This window comes from Prevotella sp. E9-3, from assembly GCF_022024015.1.
Taxonomy (GTDB): domain Bacteria; phylum Bacteroidota; class Bacteroidia; order Bacteroidales; family Bacteroidaceae; genus Prevotella.
In genome coordinates this window covers 2,478,167-2,495,253 of the sequence record NZ_CP091786.1, presented here as the reverse complement: position 1 = coordinate 2,495,253, position 17,087 = coordinate 2,478,167, and the positions used below count along the sequence as shown (strand labels likewise).

Below are 17,087 nucleotides of genomic sequence, written 5' to 3'. Positions count from 1 at the left end.
GATGATGCCGAAGTTGACGAAGATGGTGGAGAGTGAGATAGAGGGATGTAATGTAGAACATAAATTTGAAACAAGAATCAAAAAGAGTTATTCATGGCGAATGAAAGAGGTATACAAATGAAAGAGTACTGGATAAGGTTCTTATTGTTTCTAAAGAATCTTCCGGCGACAATTAAAGAATCATTTATATGGTTTTTAATGACTTATGCTTTTCCACTTGTTCAAATTTTTATTATTTGGGGAATAAAGCAAGATAATTTTGAGTGGTCGCTTGAGATTATGAAAATTGTGCTTGTTACGAATGCATCACTGTACACATCTATATTGATGGTAGTGAATAACCAGAGAAAAGATAAGCGGGTGGTGAACATTTTAACTATACTTACTTACATTTTTACAATAGTATTGTTTGCCATTGCAATGGTTGAGATAACAAAGAATATGAGCATCTTCTCACTAGCGGTTTATCAATATGGAACTATTGCAACATTCTCTTTGGCCTTGGTCTTTGGTCTGATAAGTAAATATGATGAGGTGAAGGCAAATAGTGTAGAACTGGCTAATAGTGGAATGCGAAAATCGGAGACTAGTATTAATGGACAAAAAATAGATATATGAATACCATCAAATTGAAAGTAATTCAAGTTAAGCAGCCGATCTCTTCGCTATATATAGCCAAGATAGGTTATGCAGATCTATGGTCAATGTCGAAAGTTGATAGACGTCACATAACCAATGACGATGAGGTGTTGGGTATTCAGCGAGAACTGAAAACAGAAAAGGTTAAGCAGATTCAGAAATATCTGACGACAAAATACGCCACATTTCCCAATTCTATTATAGTAAATGTGTCAAGTAAGCATATTGTAAGTCGGAATGATGAAGAACTGGTGCTAAGGGCCTCAGAAGATACGTTTACTATCATTGACGGCCAACATCGTCTTGCCGGATTTAAAGATTATGATAGGAACGAGTTTGAGCTTATTTTGACTATTTTTGTGGATTTGGAAATCCCTCTACAAGCAGAAATTTTTTCCACGATCAATTCAGAACAAACTAAAGTTGATCCATCCTTAAACATAAACCTTGTCTTGAATGATAAGTTATTTACACCAAGAAAGATGGTGGTGGAGATAGCTCAATCTTTTAATTATGATACAGAATCACCATGGCACAAACAAATAAAGCTATTAAGTGCCAGGAATGATGGAATGATATCTTTGGCCTCTTTTTCAAGACCGTTATTCGATTTAACATATGCAGAAAAGGATTGGTATCTTATCAAGAATGAGCTGCAATCATGCAAAGAGAGTTTCCCTTTATTTGATGATTTTATGTATGATGAGCATCGCTACATATTCTGGGGTTTTTACAAGAATAGAGATTCTGCGTCTGTTTATAAAATCCTATGGAATTATTTTACAGCTTTAAAAAATATTTTTGAGATTGACTGGCTTAATTCCGAATCAATACTGAATAAGACGACAGGATATAATGCTATGATGCGTTTATTTAAGGATATTGTACCAATAGGATTACAAGAGCATAAGTTTTCTTACGATTTCTTTTTTGAGTTGTTAAAACCAATAAAAGATTTAGACGGAGTTGTTACTGCTGAAAACTATGGCTCATCGGGCCTTTATTCCACAAGTCAACTTTATGGGGACTTCCGTGATAGACTGAAAAATAGGCTCCCAAACAAAGACATACATATGAAATAATAAGTATAAGGCGTAAGTAAAAGAGTATAACATACGTTCACTATGGGACAAATATCTCTTACAAAAGAAATTAAGCAGAAGGTATATCAGCAACTTAAAGATTTGAAAATCATTGATTATGTTGTTGGCTATGGCCGCTTTATGGATATACTTTCTTCAATTTGGGATGTTTATTCCATACCAAGGAAAGAGGATCATCGTTATGTGCATTATGGAGATGAGGTACAGCAGCATTTTATCAATAATAATGACTGGAATACAGACAGGATATTTGTATCGGATTTAAAGATATATGACGATGATGCTAAATTTGAACAGTTCGTAATCGGAATACTGAACGAATGTGGTAATGCTGAACTGAGTATTCAGAATGCAATCAATGAGTTGTTAGCATACCTGCATGAGCAGAAATTGGATATTTCTACTGTCGAGGAGAATGGGAAGAGAATATTCCTGGAGTTTATTACCCTTAGTGAGGCGTACTCTGATATAAAAGAGAATGACATTCCAATATTTGTAGTAAAGGCTAGGGGACATACACAATATGGTAGTTTTCAAACTTCACCATCTGTTTTTCCCAGTGTACAGCTCGTTTATGATGACGGATGGAATGACTATGGTTATTATACTCGCTTTGTGATGTATTATTACAGGGCTCAAGGCGACTATGCTTTCATTGGTGATGTCCGAATATTAAAAGGTGAAAATTCAGATACGTTTGATGCAATAGAGAAAACTTTCACGACATTAGGTCAAGACAGTTGTTCTTTAGGGTTTGACAAAGATTACTATGTAAACATGCACAACTGTCTGGGCGAGCAGAAATGGCCCATACTGAAAGCTATGAGGGATGTGGCATGCTACCCGCTGTTGAGAAGTCAGTTTGAGAACAATGAGATCTACTACACATCACTATTGCGTGACGAAGGGCGCGACATGTTGGAATATGGCATCTATTATGCTATGGGGCGAAGTCTTCAGGATAGCTTCGGTTTTCAGTATAGATTCAAGCCAGAGTATTCTGAGCAACGTTACCCTATTACGTTTGATTTTACCCCAGGCCGCAAGAATGACTACCTCAAAATATATGGTATAATAGGTGAGAATGGAGTGGGTAAGACTACTTTTCTGCGAAAGTTACCTAAAGCGTTATCAAGGAGAAATCAAGAGGACTTTGAGGGACAACTGCCCTTATACAGTAAGATTATAGCGGTATCTTTTTCTCCTTTTGACATCTTTGCAGACCTAAAACCCTCACCATGGTTCAACTATGTATATTGTGGCTTGATGGACGAGACGGGCAAGGTAAAAGGTGTTTCGGAGTTGAGAAAGGCATTGATAGAACAGTTTGCGCGTATCAATGAACAATCATTAGGGAATGACTGGAAAGAGACCATGGAAGAAGTGATGGACAATGAAGAACTATGCCTTCTTTCAGAAGTAGATGACGATATGAAGGTTGTTCTAAAAAATGACTTCACTGTTGACATTCTGATGAAGTTCAGTTCGGGGCAACGAAACATGCTTCTGTCTATGTCGTCCATTATATCGAATATCGGACCTCACAGCCTGCTGTTGATAGACGAGCCAGAGCAACATATGCATCCCAATGGAATAACAGCCATTATGAGAAGTTTGTTCTTTTTGGTGAGAAAATTTAATTCATACGCTATTATAACAACTCATTCGCCGCTGGTTATAAGGGAACTGGTTGGAGACAGGGTGTATGTTATGCGCAGAAGCGGCAAGACTCTGGACATATCAAAAATCCCCATTGAAAGTTTTGGAGAAGATGTGTCTGTACTGATAGACAGGATTTTTGATAACTACAGCCAACAGAAGAAATTTGCAAACTTTATCGACCAGTGGGCGAAAGAAAGAAATGCAACGTTTGAGACGATTGCAGAAAAAATAGAAAACAATGGTATACCACTGAGCTTAAACGCCAAGCTATATATACGAGAGGCACTCATAAAACAAAGAAGAGAAAGGGATGAGGAAGCTTAAGGCTATTGATACAAGTTGCGAAGAGTTTGCAAAGGAAATTATCTCAGATACAGCAGAGCGGCTTCAGCCAGTATATACAGCGATTCAAGGAAAACTGAAGAATCTGCACGATGACTATGATGATAAGTTTCTGCATGACAACTTGCAGAATGTAAATAAGTCAGGTTTAAGCTCTGGTGAACTTAACCGATACGGGAAACTGTACAAAGCAGACTGTGAGGCTATACAAAAACTGAAATTTCAGGTATTAAGGAATGAAATTGGAATCTATGATGACGTTTGCCCCATATGCGGCATAGGTCCAGCGAATACCATTGATCATTTTGTGCCAGAAGGTGACTATCCTGAATATTGTGTACATCCAAGAAATCTGATACCACTATGTAATGATTGTAATGGCCCCAAGAGGACATTGCTTAAGACCGACACGAACGAAAGGGCATTGTGGAATAACTATTTGGATGAAAGTCCTAATAGACAGTTTCTGTTTTGTGACGTTGCTATGATAGAAGACATGCCTAGGGCAAGTTTTTATATTGATAACAGAAATGGTGTTGACAAGCAGGTATATTCTCGTATTGAGCGTACTTTTGAGCGAATGCATATTCTTGAACACTACAATAGTTCAAGTAGTGGGAAAGCATATTATTATTTAAAGGTGTTAGCAAGTCACGAAATCTATAGCGAGGAAGAGGTAGTATCGTGGCTGAGAGATGAGATTACAGGAAAAGATGTCAATGACTTTGTGGCTGTATATCTTGATGCCTTGATAACATCTACAGAGTGTATGAAATGGATTTTGGACAAGCTTTCAGAGCTGCACTCAATGATGGCGTAATAAACGAATGAGTATGATAGTTAAATGTTTATTTGATAGAGTAGTCTCGTTGCTTGGACTGCTGATACTGTGGCCAGTATTGCTGATTGTGGCGGTACTGGTGAAAATAAAAATGCCAGGTGGCCCAGCGTTCTTTGTGCAGAAACGTGTGGGAAAGGACGGGAAGTTGTTCAATTGCCACAAATTTAGGACTATGACCGTGAAGCATAATGGCAGCACAGTGTCTGTGGCGGGGATAGCCGTATAACTCCGTTTGGCGCTAAATTGCGCCACTACAAGCTGGATGAACTTCCTGGTTTGTGGGATGTGCTCATTGGCAACATGAGCTTTGTGGGGCCAGGGGAATGCTAAAGCAACACAATTGAAGCCATTAAAGAAAGAGGCTTTAAGGTTGAAAGATGTAGATATGGATCGCTACTGGTTGTTCTGTTATGAAGCATTGTCATTTGGTAATCTTAAAGGCGAATGGAGAGCGTTGAAACAGGCTGGAGTTTCTTTTATTAAGGCGGGACTTATATGAATTTATCAACAGAACAATCAGAAATCAACGAGATGTCAGAACAACTGGAGAAGTTCTCTGCTCTTGTGGATTTGTATAACGATGGTAGGGCAGACAAGGATATATTCATGTCAGAACTATCCCGTTTTGAGAGTATTGATTGGACGAAAGAGAATATGTTCAACCAGTTGCTGGCATATAATGCATTGGGGGCGGCATACGGAAACTTAAAGTATAAGAATCTAGACTCCACTAAGGCTTACTACGACAACGAGTACATATACAAAGAGATAAGCTATTATCACAATTTGCATTGTGTGGTTTCTCGCGTTAAGAAGGAGCAATGGGCAGCATTGTATTGGACTGCATTTAAACATTGGTGTAAAGCATATTTGAATTTGGCCAATGCATACGATCATGTGGGGCGCTTCTGCGAGGCGCAACAGTATTACAGGTTGGCTGCTATGGATGAAGAGAATAAAAAAATGGTTGAGATAAACCAAGGTTATTCGTATGCAAATATGCACGCTTTTTGGACAGAAGAGGAACCATGGATAGTAAGAAAAGCTCAGATACTGATGTGGAAACACCCCAAAGAATTCGTAAGGACTGCACCAGCGCTTATGAATAAGGTCTGTGGGTGCCCAGTTCCATCGTTAGATGCACCTATGGCTGATTTCTCAAAAATGAAAGATGGTGACTATCAGTGCTGGGTAAACCAAAATCTTTTGCGTATAAATAGATACTGCGATTTGGAACCAGCGTCAATGTTGTCAGTTGCAGATAATGTAAAACTTCAGCATATTTGTGACACACAAGAGAAACGAGAGCTTTTCGAGACTTCTTTTTCAGAAATAAAGAACACCTTTATAGAAACGCGACGGCTTACTTTCTTAGCGATATATGGTAGCGGAGAATTGAATGTGGAGCTGATAAAAATGACCTACAAAAACTTCTATTCTATACTTGATAAGATAGCTGTTTTTCTTCAAGCGTATCTGGAACTGCCGCTGCAGGTTCATCAAGTGGATTTTGCAACGATATGGACGGAAAAAAAGAGTAATCGTATCAGACAGGAATTTCTGGCCCATCCTCAAAATTTATCATTGTTGGCTTTGTATAATATTAAACTTGATGTTTATGGAAGTAGGTCTTTTGATTATGTGATAGACGAACAGACTAAGGATTTGCAGCGGATACGCAACTTTATTGAGCATAAGGTGATAGTCATCAGGGATGGTGAAATGACATATGATAACTATCAATTGCAAATATCGAAGCGAGAACTGGAAATAAACACTATAAGATTAGCGCAATTGGTGAGATGTGCAATCATCTATCTGTGTAACTTTGTGATGCATGCAGAATATGACAAAAAGGAACGGTTATGACTGAATTGACAGCAAAGCGATTAGCGGTAATACGCCATCTGTTTGAGAAGGGAAAGGCGTTGTCTTTTGAAGGAGAACCCATGAATGGACTATGCCTTCTGCCTTTTCATGATAGCGTAGAGATGTTTATGAAACTATGTGCTGACGAACAGGGCGTGCAGATTCCAAGGAACACTATGTTCATGGATTACTATACAAAGTTGCCTCAGTTGCAGGATAAGCCCCAGATGGATAGCCTAAACTCACGAAGGGTCAGTTTAAAGCATCACGGGCAGATGCCATCATCTCTTGACGTGGAAATGACAAGGGTGAATGTGATAGATTTCTTTGAGCATAACACACCATTATTTTTTGGATGTAAACTAGAGGATGTGTCACTCGAAGTGCTGATAACTTATCCCCTGGTTAGGGATTATCTGAAGAAGTATCATGAATATCTTGACGAAGGGAAATATGGGGATGCACAGGCTCAGTGCCAGATTGCTTTCAAAGTGTTTATGGTAGAGTATCATAAGAAGTATGATAGAGGATTCAATTTGAAATCCGGGCCAGCGTCAGTATTGGAGAGTGTTAAGAATCCCCATCTTGAAGACAATACAGACAAGTATCTAGAAACACTTAAAGAGGCAGTTCGAGGGCTAAACGAAGCCATATCGGTAATGAGTTTAGGAATAAACTACTTCAAATACAGCGACTTTATTGCGATGGGGCCTGTTGTGAATAGATGGTGGGGCAGTCCTGATGGCAAGTATGATTACTATGTAGGGATGAAAGAGAGGTATGACGAAGCAACGGCCAAAGCTTGCTATATTTTTGTTGTAGAAACAGCCCTACAACTACAAGGGAAGAATGTTTTCTTGTATTAATGAGTGAAGTGCAATGACGCAAGACGAACGTTGGATAGTACGATATAATGAGGTTATGGAGTTTCTGGAGGAGAACCATCGGAATCCGTCGAAGCATCGGATTGAGGAGCATGATATGCTTAATTGGCTGAAGGCAAACAGGAAGGTGATGAATGCTGGAACTATGAAGCCTGAGAGGGTGGAGAAGTTCAGAAAACTTCTGGGGCTGATGGAACAATATAGGAGGAAAAATCAGTATGAGTAGAAGGAAGAAGGATGATGGATGATGGAAGAAGTAAGATGTAAGGGGGATATAAGATGTTAGAGATCTGATATATAAAGGGAATTGCAAAAAACTTAATACTAATTTTAAAATCAATAGTCTATGTTTACACTAATTGAATTACCTTATGCGATGGAGGCACTGGAGCCTGTGATCAGTGCGCAGACGTTGTCGTTCCATCATGGGAAGCATCTGCAGGCTTACGTTGATAATCTTAATAAATTAGCCTCTCCCCCTGTCCCATCTCCGAAGAGCGAGGGGAGTCTTGGAGAACTCGAGGTACTTAAAGAACTTGTCCTTCATAGTGAAGGAGCTGTCTTTAATAATGCAGGACAGATACTGAACCATAACTTGTATTTCACGCAGTTTAAACCTGCCAGTGAGGCTCAGCAGAAGCCTGAGGGGGCACTCGCTGCGCAGATTGAGAAGCAGTGGGGAAGCATTGAGGCTTTCAAGGCTGAGTTTGAGGCTAAAGGTGTGGGACTGTTTGGCTCTGGCTGGGTGTGGTTGTCGGCAGATGCTGATGGCAACTTGGTTATCACTCAGGAGCAGGGGGCTTCTAATCCTGTGGTGAAGGGATTGAAACCTTTGCTGACCTTTGATGTCTGGGAACATGCGTATTATCTGGATTATCAGAACCGCCGTGCTGCTCATCTCGCCACGCTATGGCAAATCATCGATTGGAATGTTATCGCAGTTAGGTATGAGGGATGATGTATGAAGCCTGATGTCTGAAGTAAGATGTGGAGTCGTTGATGGACGGCTTCATAACACAAGTGATATATGGGCATCCCCCAGATCAGTTCTTGTTGAGGCAAGCGATTAATGATCGGCCTCTTCGTGGACTGAGTTGGGGGATGTGTGTTATAAAACGCTCAACACTCACCCCAAATTCTTTCAATCCCCCGATAAAATCTAAAGATTGATGTTCCCAACACTCCCCCCAACACTCCTCTAGCATTACCCACGTCACTTACCCTGAAGATGCCAGGGGACAGGTCTGCGGCATCAGAAATCAAAAATGGTGTAATTCTTCAAATTCTCAACTAATTACATAGTTATAATCAAAGCGGAATCAGGGGGACAGGTACTTCTATACACGCTTTTATGTGCCTGAAAAAAATGTGTATAGATGAGGGAATAAGCTTTGCAGGATGATTGCTTCTTAGGACAATAATTGCGAAGAATAATCGTTGTATTTGCATAAGTTTGATTAAAAAATGACACAGAAGCATCAGATACAGTTATTTGAAGAGAAGAAGGTTCGTACCGTGTGGAATGATGAACTACAGGAATGGTTCTTTAGCGTGACAGATGTAGTTGAGGTTCTGACGGATAGTGTAGATGTCAAGCAGTATATCAAGAAGATGCGAAAGCGAGATCCTGAACTTGATGCCAGGTGGGGTACAATTTGTACCCCCACTCGAATGCAGGCAACGGATGGCAAGTATTACAACACGCAGGCTGCTACGATGGAGGGCGTGTTCCGCATTATCCAGAGTATCCCTTCGAAGAAGGCTGAGCCGTTCAAGCAGTGGATGGCAGAAGTTGCTGCACAGCGTATCGACCAGATGCAAGACCCGGAACTGAACTTTGAACAGGCATACGCTGATTACCGAAGGCTGGGATATAGTGACAAATGGATTAACCAGCGATTGCGTAGCATCGAGGTTCGTAAGGAATTGACGGATGAATGGGACAGAGCTGGTGTGAAGGAAGGTCAGCAGTATGCTTCGCTTACCGACATTATTACACAGGGCTGGAGTGGTAAGACTACCAGACAGTACAAACACTATAAGGGATTGAAAAAGGAGAATCTGCGGGATAACATGACCAACATTGAGTTGGCGCTGAATACGCTTGCAGAGGCTTCGGTTACTGAGATTAGCAAATCAAAGAATCCGAAGGGTTTCCGTCAAAGTGCGGCTGTGGCTCGTGAAGGCAGCAAGATAGCAGGTGATGCTCGTAAGCAACTGGAGCAGCGAGTAGGTCACTCGGTGATTTCTTCTGCTAAGGCGGCGGACTACTTGCCACCAGCAGGGGATGTACAGGCGCTGCCGGAAGAGGAGAATAACGAAGATTGAGATTGTCATATCATGCCACGTAGGGCAAGGATAGAATCTGGTACTGGGATATTTCATGTGATGATGCGTGGCATTAATCATCAGAATATCTTTGAGGACGAAGAGGATTGCTGGCAGTTCATTAATACTCTCGACAGAATGCGAGTGCGGTATAATGACGACGGGAAACCCTGCGGAAAATGGATGTCGCTGACCTGTCCCCGTGGCACTCTTACCCTCATCACTTACCCTGAGGCTCCTCCCAACAATTTCTATAATAACTTAAAAAACGTACCATATTCAACGAAACTTTTGTTTCGCAGCAAAAAATCTTGTACCTTTGCAATTGATAAAGGCTTGATACTATGAGAAACACCCATAAGTTAATCTTCGCCTGAAAAATACCCACTAAAATCTTTATTTATCATGAGTAAAAATCTTACTATTCATGGTGAGGCGATGAATGCTTCACTGGAAGGAACACTTGCCGTTGAGCAGTTTCTGAAAGACAATTACCTTTTCCGTTTCAATGTGCTGAGCGGAAAGGTAGAGTTTGCGACCCTGCCTGCTGAAGGGATGCCTGGGTGGCGCATCCTTACAACCAAGGCGCTCAATTCAATCATTATCCGAGCCAAGCGAGAGCAAATCTGCGAGAAAGGAAGTCCCAGAACGGACATTACGGAGTATGTGCAGTCTGATGAGATCGAGACGTTCAACCCCATCAGCAGTTATCTTAATCGTCTGCCCAAATGGGACGGTACGAATCATGTTGCCCAGCTTTTTGGACGAATCCCTGGCACCACTTCCGAACAGATGGAGTTCCTTTCGGTTTGGCTTCGCTCAGCCGTTGCTCATTGGCTTCAGATGGACACCATGCATGGAAATGAATGTGTACCTACTTTAATAGGTGCGCAGGGATGTGGGAAAACTACTTTCATGGCCCGTCTCTTGCCAACTGAGCTGCGCGAGTATTTCCTGGATCATCTGAACCTCTCCAACAAGTTCGACAAGGAGATGGCGCTGACCAACAATCTCATCGTCAACCTTGATGAGTTCGATGCCATCCGTCCCAGTCAGCAAGCTTCCCTGAAGCAGACTCTCTCAAAGAGTAAAGTGAACGGACGTACTATCTTTGGAGCCTCGCAGGACGACCGTCCCCGTTATGCCTCGTTCGTTGCAACGACAAATAATCCCCATCCTCTTTCAGATGTCACGGGTAGCCGACGCTATATCTGTCTCTCCATTCCAGAGGGTAAGTACATCGACAATACTGGCGACATCGACTACGAACAGCTCTATGCTCAGGTGCTCTATGAGATTCGTGAATTGAAATCACCTTATTGGTATAATAATGCCCAGGTGGAGCGCATCCAGCAGTTGAACCTCAACTACATGGATCAGAAAGACATCGCAGAGGTGCTCGAAGTGTGCATCCGCAAGCCCAAAGAAAATGAGAAGGGAATACGAATGAAAAGTAGCGAGATATTAGACCTCGTAAGGCGGGAGTATCCCTCTATCAAAAATGATCACAGCACGAAGGTCCATCTTGGTATTGTCCTCAAGGAGCTCGGCTTTGAAGGCAAGTCCCACGCAGGTCAGACCTACTATCGCGGGTTCCCCTCCGAGTTGCGTAGCTCGATGACTGGCGGCATCTCGGAAATCATCTTGCAGCACTTTGGCAGATTATTGACAGGAAGGTCACCGCTGCTAGGTATCAGTAAATAAGGAATATATGGGCATCCCCCGATTCGGCTTTTCATGAGCTGAGTCGGGGGATGTCTCGTTTATGGAGGTTCATGAAGAAAAAGTCGGTTTTCTGATAAGTTTTGCAAATTTCTTGTTATTTTTGCAGCAACATATATTCAAAAAGGAATGAAGGACTATCCCGATAAGATGACGGCGCAAGAGGCTAGGATGTTTGGTGAGGATGTGCTGAACATCGTGAGTCAGATTCCTCGTGGTAAGGTGACCACGTATGGGCATATCGCTGCGCTGGCGGGATGGCCAAGTCATTCGAGGATGGTAGGGCGGACGCTGAGGTACTCCCCTGAAGCAGAAAAGTTGCCCTGTCATCGGGTGGTGAATAAAGAAGGACGCACGGCTCCTGGGTGGAGTAAGCAACGGGAGTTATTGGAGGAAGAGGGCGTTCGATTTAAAGCCAATGGGCATGTGGATATGAGTAGGTTCCTTTGGGAATTGATAATTGACAATTGATAATTGATAATTGACAATTGATAATTGATAATTGAAAAATTATTATTGATATGAATATAGGTGATAAGGCGCCCGAGATTCTGGGCAAGGACGAACAGGGACGGGATATCCGTCTGAGTGATTACAAGGGTAGGAAACTGGTGTTGTATTTCTATCCGAAGGACAATACGAGCGGGTGTACGGCTGAGGCTTGCAGCCTGCGCGACCATTATAGTGAGTTGCAGGGCAAAGGCTATGAGGTCGTTGGTGTGAGTAAGGACTCTGCTGCTTCGCATGTGAAGTTCAAGGAGAAGCACCAACTGCCGTTTCCACTGATTGCTGACATCAATCACGAGCTGTTAGAAGCCATGGGTGCCTGGGGCGAGAAGAATATGTACGGCAAGAAGACCATGGGAACTATTCGCACCACCTTTATCCTCAATGAGGAGGGTGTCATTGAGCGGATCTTCGCTGGCAAGCAAGTGAAAACCAAAGAGCATGCGGAGCAAATTTTGAGAATTGACAATTGATAATTGAGAATTGATAATTGAGAATTGAGAATTGATAATTGAGAATTGACAATTGATAATTATGGCGAATGCGATTCAAATTAAAAGTAGGGATTTTGCTATTCGTATTGTAGGATGTTATAAATTCCTGACAGAGCAAAAAAACGAATATGTCATGTCGAAGCAATTACTTCGATGTGGTACAAGTATAGGAGCGAATACTCGTGAAAGCAAAAATGCTCAATCGCGTATGGACTTCTTGAATAAACTGAATATCGCATTGAAAGAGGCTGATGAAACAGAATATTGGCTTGACCTCCTTCATGCAACAAATTATTTGGATGACACACAGTATGAGTCTGTCAATTCGGATTGTGCTGAACTCATTAAGTTACTTACTTCAATAATAAAAAAACTCAAAGCGACAGGCGATAAAAAAATAATTGAGAATTGACAATTGATAATTGACAATTAAAATAATGAAGGCTAAGGAAATCATAAGCTATATGGAGTCGCTGCGGAATGAGGAGCAGCGGAAGGTACTCATGGGGTTCTTTAAGACGGGACCAGGTGAGTATGGTGAAGGCGATGAGTTCTTAGGACTGAAAGTGCCACAGACGAGAGAGGTGGTGAAGAACATCTGGAAGGACTTTCCCTTAAGCGAGATTCCTGTACTGCTAATGTCGAAATGGCATGAGGTGAGGCTTTGCGGATTGCTGATTCTGGTGGCGAAATTTGAGAAGTTAGCCACCAAGCGATTGGCGAATGATGCGGAGGCTATCAAACAGCGGGATGAGATTCTGGCGATGTATCTGCAATATGCGGAGCGAGCGAATAACTGGGACTTGGTGGATCTGTCGGCACCTAAGATACTGGGCGCCTCCCTCTTATCCCCCCAAAAGGGGGAAGACTGGAAACGTCAGATGCTTGATGAGTTGGCGGCAAGCGATAATCTGTGGAAACAGCGAATGAGTATTGTTTGTACGTGGAAGACTTCGCAGATGGGAGACCCCTCGTGGTGTTTGCGCTATGCGGAGATACATCTGCACCATCCGCATGATCTGATGCATAAGGCTGTGGGGTGGATGCTCAGAGAGATGGGGAAGCGATGCTCGATGGATTTGCTTCGCGACTTTCTGCAACAGCATGTGCATGAGATGCCCCGCACGATGCTTCGCTATGCTATCGAGAAGATGAGCGAAAAGGAACGGAGAAAGTGGTTGGAGAATTGACAATTGATAATTGATAATTGATAATTGATAATTGATAATTGACAATTGATAATTGAGAATTCTTGGACGAGCCAAGCGGCGAAGCCGAGCGGAGAATTCTTGGACGAGCCGAGCGGACAATTGATGTGATATGTGGTTAAATACGGATAATATTTTGCGGAGCGGTGATGGTGTGGAGTACCATCCATTGCGGCCTTTCCTGCCTGAGAATGCGAGGGTGCTGTTCTTGGGCAGTTTTCCACCCCAGCGCAAACGGTGGTGTATGGACTTTTATTATCCTAACTTTATCAATGACCACTGGCGCATCGAAGGACAGATATTCTTTGGCGACAAAAACCACTTTGTTGATATGGAAGCTAAGCGCTTTAAGATAGAAGAGGTAGTGGCTTTCTGCCAAGAAAAGGGTCTCGCATTCTTTGATACCGCCACGGCTGTACGCCGTCTGAAGGACAATGCCTCCGATAAGTTTCTGGAAGTGGTAGAGCCTACAGACATCCGTGTACTTATTGCAAAACTGCCCCATCTTCGCGCTATCGTCACCACAGGCGAAAAAGCCACCGAAACCATCTGTGCTTCGCTTGGCATTCCTGAAATTCCCAAAGTCAACACTTTTGTATCAACTCCCCTCACCAATATTTCCCTATATCGTCTTCCGTCCTCATCCCGTGCCTATCCTCTGGCTTTTGATAAGAAGGTGGAGTGTTATAGGAAGATGTTTTCTTCAGTAGGACTTCTGCCCTGAAAGAAAACAAACGATAGCCAATCTACTCGATATTTGTAAAAAAAGTTTATTTCTTTGAACGTTTTTTATTCTTCGGTGTATGCATAGATGTGTTGCGCAATAACAGTACATCAAAAACGTTGAATAAAAAAAGAAATAACAATGAAACGAAAAAATATATTGTTGGCCGCCTTTGTGGCATTCAGTCTTCATATCTCGGCTCAGCAGCGGGCCGTGCGCGTGGAGAGTCCCATCGTGACAGAGAAAGACTTCGTATGGTATGTGGAACAGAAAGAGGCTTGGAAAAACGTGATCGAGAAAGACCCTTCCAACGAAGAGGCATGGATGAACTACTACCATGCAGCCCGCTATATGCTATGGTTTAACCAAAATGACACAACGGCGCAACAGGTTATTCGCGAGATGGGAGAGGCCATCCCCGACACTTATACCTATAATTATTGTGCCTATAGCGCCATTGTCAGCGGTCATGGAACCGGCGAGACGGATGGTGACAAATATGCTGAGGCTGCGCTGGCTAAGTTGCCTGCTGAGATGCAGTTTTTCGACTACGACCGCTGGGTGTGCTATCTGGCCATGAAGGGCGATGAGACTCGTATGAAGCCTTTGGCAAAGCGCTATTTTGATAGTGGAATCTATTCGGAGGCTGTGTTGCGCTACAGTTATAATGAATTGGCAGGTATGGATCAGAACGGTATCTATCTGAGCAGTGGCGATGCGGCCATCATTCCTAAGTGGCTCATCCAGGAAGGCATGGGCATGCATAAAGACAAGACCATTGTCTGTGTACCTTTCCTTGTGGTGAAGGAGTATCGTGATTGGCTATTCAAAAAGTTAGATATTGAGCAGCCTGTTTTGAAAGAGCCTACATGTGAGGAAGACTATGATACGAATGAGCAGGCATTGCTACAGGCTATCATTGACAAGTATGGGAGTAAGGTCTATTTCTCAGTTACAACGCCTCAAACCACAATGCAGCCTTGGAAGAATAACCTTTACAATGAAGGTTTGCTGCTGAAATATTCTGAAAAGCCTTATGACAACTTGGCTGTAAAGCGCCGTAATGTTGAGGAACGCTATCTGTTGGAATATCTGCTGGTGTCGTTCCGTCCGGAATGGACCTCTGGACAGCGACTCTCTGCCAACTATGCAGTATTGCTGGCCGATCTGTTGCCCTATTATGCCCAGCGCGACCAGAAACGCTACGACTGGCTGATGAGATTGCTGGTGTCAAGTATCGACAATACTTCAATGGATGAAGAACGTAAACAAGAAATCAGAAATCTGCTGGTCAATCCTTGATGAAAGTGATATCTGTAAGTACCATAAATCCGTGTGTTACCCATGTTGATACCCTTGAGACTCTCGGCACTGACCGATGAACAACTGATGCGGCGGGCTGCTCATGGCAGCGACCGTGCCTTTGAAGAACTCTACAACCGTCATGCCCGACGGTTGCAGGGATTCTTCACTCGCCGACTGGGCAGTGATGCTGATTTAGCTTCTGATTTTGTACACGACACTTTCCTTCGACTCTATGCTGCCCGTGAGACCTACTGCGATGGACGTAGTTTCCGGGCATGGCTTTATACAATAGCCTATAACCTTGTCAAGAATCATCTTCGCAGTCAGCAACCTGTCGTTATTTCCGATGAAAAGGATATTCCTGACGATTGTAATATTGAGGTCGAACTGGACATGCAGAACCTGCACGATGCGTTAAGTGGCGTACTCAAGAATCTGCCCGAGCCCTATGCGATGCTTTTCTCCCTCCATTATGAAGAAGAACTGACGGTTCCCCAAATAGCGCAGATCACAGACCTGCCTGAAGGTACGGTGAAGTCGCGTCTGCACAAAACAATGAACATCATCAAACTACAACTGAAAGCGTATGAAAATAGATAATCAAGATATTGCCCAAATGGCTCGCCAACTGCGTGATGAAGAGAACAGTGCATTGCATGTACGTCCTTGGCCGCATCATCACCGTCATTTCTCTGTGCCTTCGTGGCTCGTTGCCATCCCGGCTGCAGCACTCATCGGTTTCTTCTTTGGGTTATGGACACAATCCAATATGAAAGATACTGCTGCCCTGACATCCCTTGTTGATACAGTTTATATAGAAGTGCCGGTAAAACCAACGGTAAAGGATACTGCCGTTCAAACGGTTGCTCCTGTACCAGTACCTGCTGATAGCAAGGGTGTTCGCCACAGTCCTGCAGTGCGCCGTACGCATCCGGTGGTAGGTAGGCCCGTGTCCAGCGATCAGATTCGCTATGATCTTCTGGTCAGAAACTGATTAATTGTTGTCGGTGACGACGGGTTTACCGGCATCTTTCCAAGCGATGATGCCCCCTTTCAGATTTACGCACTTGTAGCCTTCAGCAGCCAGACGGTTGGAGGCAGATGCCGAGCGGCGACCACTGCGACAATAAACGGCGATGGTCTTTTCTTTTTCCAAAGTAGCTTTTGCCTTTGCCTCAAAGTCGTCCTCTCCCTGATCTATGTTCAGTGCGCCTGCAAGGTGGCCTTCGGCATATTCCTCGGCCGTGCGCACGTCCAGTACTATGACGTTGGGTTCCTGTCTCAGTGAGTCAAAACCGGCAACATCCACATTCTCAAAATTCTCCTGACCGCAGGCTGTCAGCCCAAGCAGTGTCATAAAAGCTAAAAATAACTTTTTCATTTTCTATTCTATTATAGTTGCAAAGGTAATAGATTATTTCGTATTCATTTTTCAGCTAAAACAAATTTTGGCCATTAT

Annotated in this window: 20 protein-coding genes and 1 pseudogene; 20 read left to right on the top strand and 1 reads right to left on the bottom strand. The window is 42.9% G+C overall.

Features of this window, described 5'->3' with window-relative positions; translation table 11 throughout:
• The first annotated feature begins 93 nt into the window (after positions 1 to 93).
• The 20 genes and pseudogenes from L6475_RS09595 to L6475_RS09500 all read left to right on the top strand — a co-directional run bounded on the left by L6475_RS09595 (position 94) and on the right by L6475_RS09500 (position 16,622).
• On the top strand, positions 94 to 618 hold the full coding sequence (locus tag L6475_RS09595) for a hypothetical protein (RefSeq protein ID WP_237819425.1): 525 nt from the start codon (positions 94 to 96) through the stop codon (positions 616 to 618).
• Positions 615 to 1,721 (top strand): DGQHR domain-containing protein, encoded by a 1,107-nt coding sequence (locus tag L6475_RS09590; protein WP_237819423.1) that lies wholly within the window; start codon positions 615 to 617, stop codon positions 1,719 to 1,721. Before L6475_RS09595 ends, L6475_RS09590 begins: the two co-directional genes overlap by 4 nt.
• Before the next feature lie 42 nt (positions 1,722 to 1,763).
• Positions 1,764 to 3,728, top strand: coding sequence for an AAA family ATPase (locus L6475_RS09585; RefSeq protein ID WP_237819422.1), 1,965 nt, complete (start codon positions 1,764 to 1,766; stop codon positions 3,726 to 3,728).
• A complete protein-coding gene (locus tag L6475_RS09580) occupies positions 3,715 to 4,566 on the top strand; it encodes an HNH endonuclease (protein WP_237819420.1) in 852 nt (283 codons plus the stop codon). The genes L6475_RS09585 and L6475_RS09580 overlap by 14 nt, the downstream gene beginning before the upstream one ends.
• Positions 4,567 to 4,579: 13 nt before the next feature.
• A pseudogene (locus tag L6475_RS09575) lies at positions 4,580 to 4,905 on the top strand (sugar transferase); the annotation flags it as partial.
• Positions 4,906 to 5,082: 177 nt separating this feature from the next.
• A complete protein-coding gene (locus L6475_RS09570; protein ID WP_237819418.1) occupies positions 5,083 to 6,456 on the top strand; it encodes an LA2681 family HEPN domain-containing protein in 1,374 nt (457 codons plus the stop codon).
• The gene (locus L6475_RS09565) at positions 6,453 to 7,322 is read left to right on the top strand and encodes a hypothetical protein (RefSeq protein ID WP_237819416.1); all 870 of its coding nucleotides are present in this window, start codon (positions 6,453 to 6,455) and stop codon (positions 7,320 to 7,322) included. Before L6475_RS09570 ends, L6475_RS09565 begins: the two co-directional genes overlap by 4 nt.
• 13 nt (positions 7,323 to 7,335) lie before the next feature.
• Entirely contained in the window at positions 7,336 to 7,566 is a 231-nt protein-coding gene (locus L6475_RS09560; RefSeq protein WP_237819414.1) for a hypothetical protein, read from the top strand.
• Between the two features lie 120 nt (positions 7,567 to 7,686).
• Positions 7,687 to 8,298, top strand: a complete 612-nt coding sequence (locus L6475_RS09555) for a superoxide dismutase (protein ID WP_237819412.1) — start codon at positions 7,687 to 7,689, stop codon at positions 8,296 to 8,298.
• A 506-nt stretch (positions 8,299 to 8,804) separates the two neighbouring features.
• Entirely contained in the window at positions 8,805 to 9,668 is an 864-nt protein-coding gene (locus L6475_RS09550; RefSeq protein WP_237819410.1) for a Bro-N domain-containing protein, read from the top strand.
• 12 nt (positions 9,669 to 9,680) lie between these two features.
• A complete protein-coding gene (locus L6475_RS09545) occupies positions 9,681 to 10,016 on the top strand; it encodes a hypothetical protein (protein ID WP_237819408.1) in 336 nt (111 codons plus the stop codon).
• Positions 10,017 to 10,073: 57 nt separating this feature from the next.
• A complete protein-coding gene (locus L6475_RS09540; protein WP_237819405.1) occupies positions 10,074 to 11,372 on the top strand; it encodes a VapE domain-containing protein in 1,299 nt (432 codons plus the stop codon).
• A 147-nt stretch (positions 11,373 to 11,519) separates the two neighbouring features.
• A complete protein-coding gene (locus tag L6475_RS09535) occupies positions 11,520 to 11,861 on the top strand; it encodes an MGMT family protein (protein ID WP_237819403.1) in 342 nt (113 codons plus the stop codon).
• A gap of 50 nt (positions 11,862 to 11,911) precedes the next feature.
• Entirely contained in the window at positions 11,912 to 12,370 is a 459-nt protein-coding gene (gene bcp, locus L6475_RS09530) for a thioredoxin-dependent thiol peroxidase (RefSeq protein ID WP_237819401.1), read from the top strand.
• Between the two features lie 61 nt (positions 12,371 to 12,431).
• Entirely contained in the window at positions 12,432 to 12,803 is a 372-nt protein-coding gene (locus tag L6475_RS09525; protein WP_237819399.1) for a four helix bundle protein, read from the top strand.
• A gap of 25 nt (positions 12,804 to 12,828) precedes the next feature.
• A complete protein-coding gene (locus tag L6475_RS09520) occupies positions 12,829 to 13,581 on the top strand; it encodes a DNA alkylation repair protein (RefSeq protein WP_237819397.1) in 753 nt (250 codons plus the stop codon).
• A 130-nt stretch (positions 13,582 to 13,711) separates the two neighbouring features.
• A complete protein-coding gene (locus tag L6475_RS09515) occupies positions 13,712 to 14,323 on the top strand; it encodes a uracil-DNA glycosylase family protein (RefSeq protein ID WP_237819395.1) in 612 nt (203 codons plus the stop codon).
• A gap of 141 nt (positions 14,324 to 14,464) precedes the next feature.
• A complete protein-coding gene (locus L6475_RS09510) occupies positions 14,465 to 15,625 on the top strand; it encodes a hypothetical protein (protein ID WP_237819393.1) in 1,161 nt (386 codons plus the stop codon).
• Between the two features lie 42 nt (positions 15,626 to 15,667).
• Positions 15,668 to 16,228, top strand: coding sequence for an RNA polymerase sigma factor (locus L6475_RS09505; RefSeq protein WP_237819390.1), 561 nt, complete (start codon positions 15,668 to 15,670; stop codon positions 16,226 to 16,228).
• The gene (locus tag L6475_RS09500; protein ID WP_237819388.1) at positions 16,215 to 16,622 is read left to right on the top strand and encodes a hypothetical protein; all 408 of its coding nucleotides are present in this window, start codon (positions 16,215 to 16,217) and stop codon (positions 16,620 to 16,622) included. Before L6475_RS09505 ends, L6475_RS09500 begins: the two co-directional genes overlap by 14 nt.
• Here L6475_RS09500 and L6475_RS09495 read toward each other — a convergent pair whose 3' ends face one another.
• Complete coding sequence (locus L6475_RS09495; RefSeq protein ID WP_237819387.1) at positions 16,623 to 17,009, bottom strand: rhodanese-like domain-containing protein; 387 nt, start codon at positions 17,007 to 17,009, stop codon at positions 16,623 to 16,625. It lies immediately after the preceding gene.
• Positions 17,010 to 17,087 lie beyond the last annotated feature (78 nt).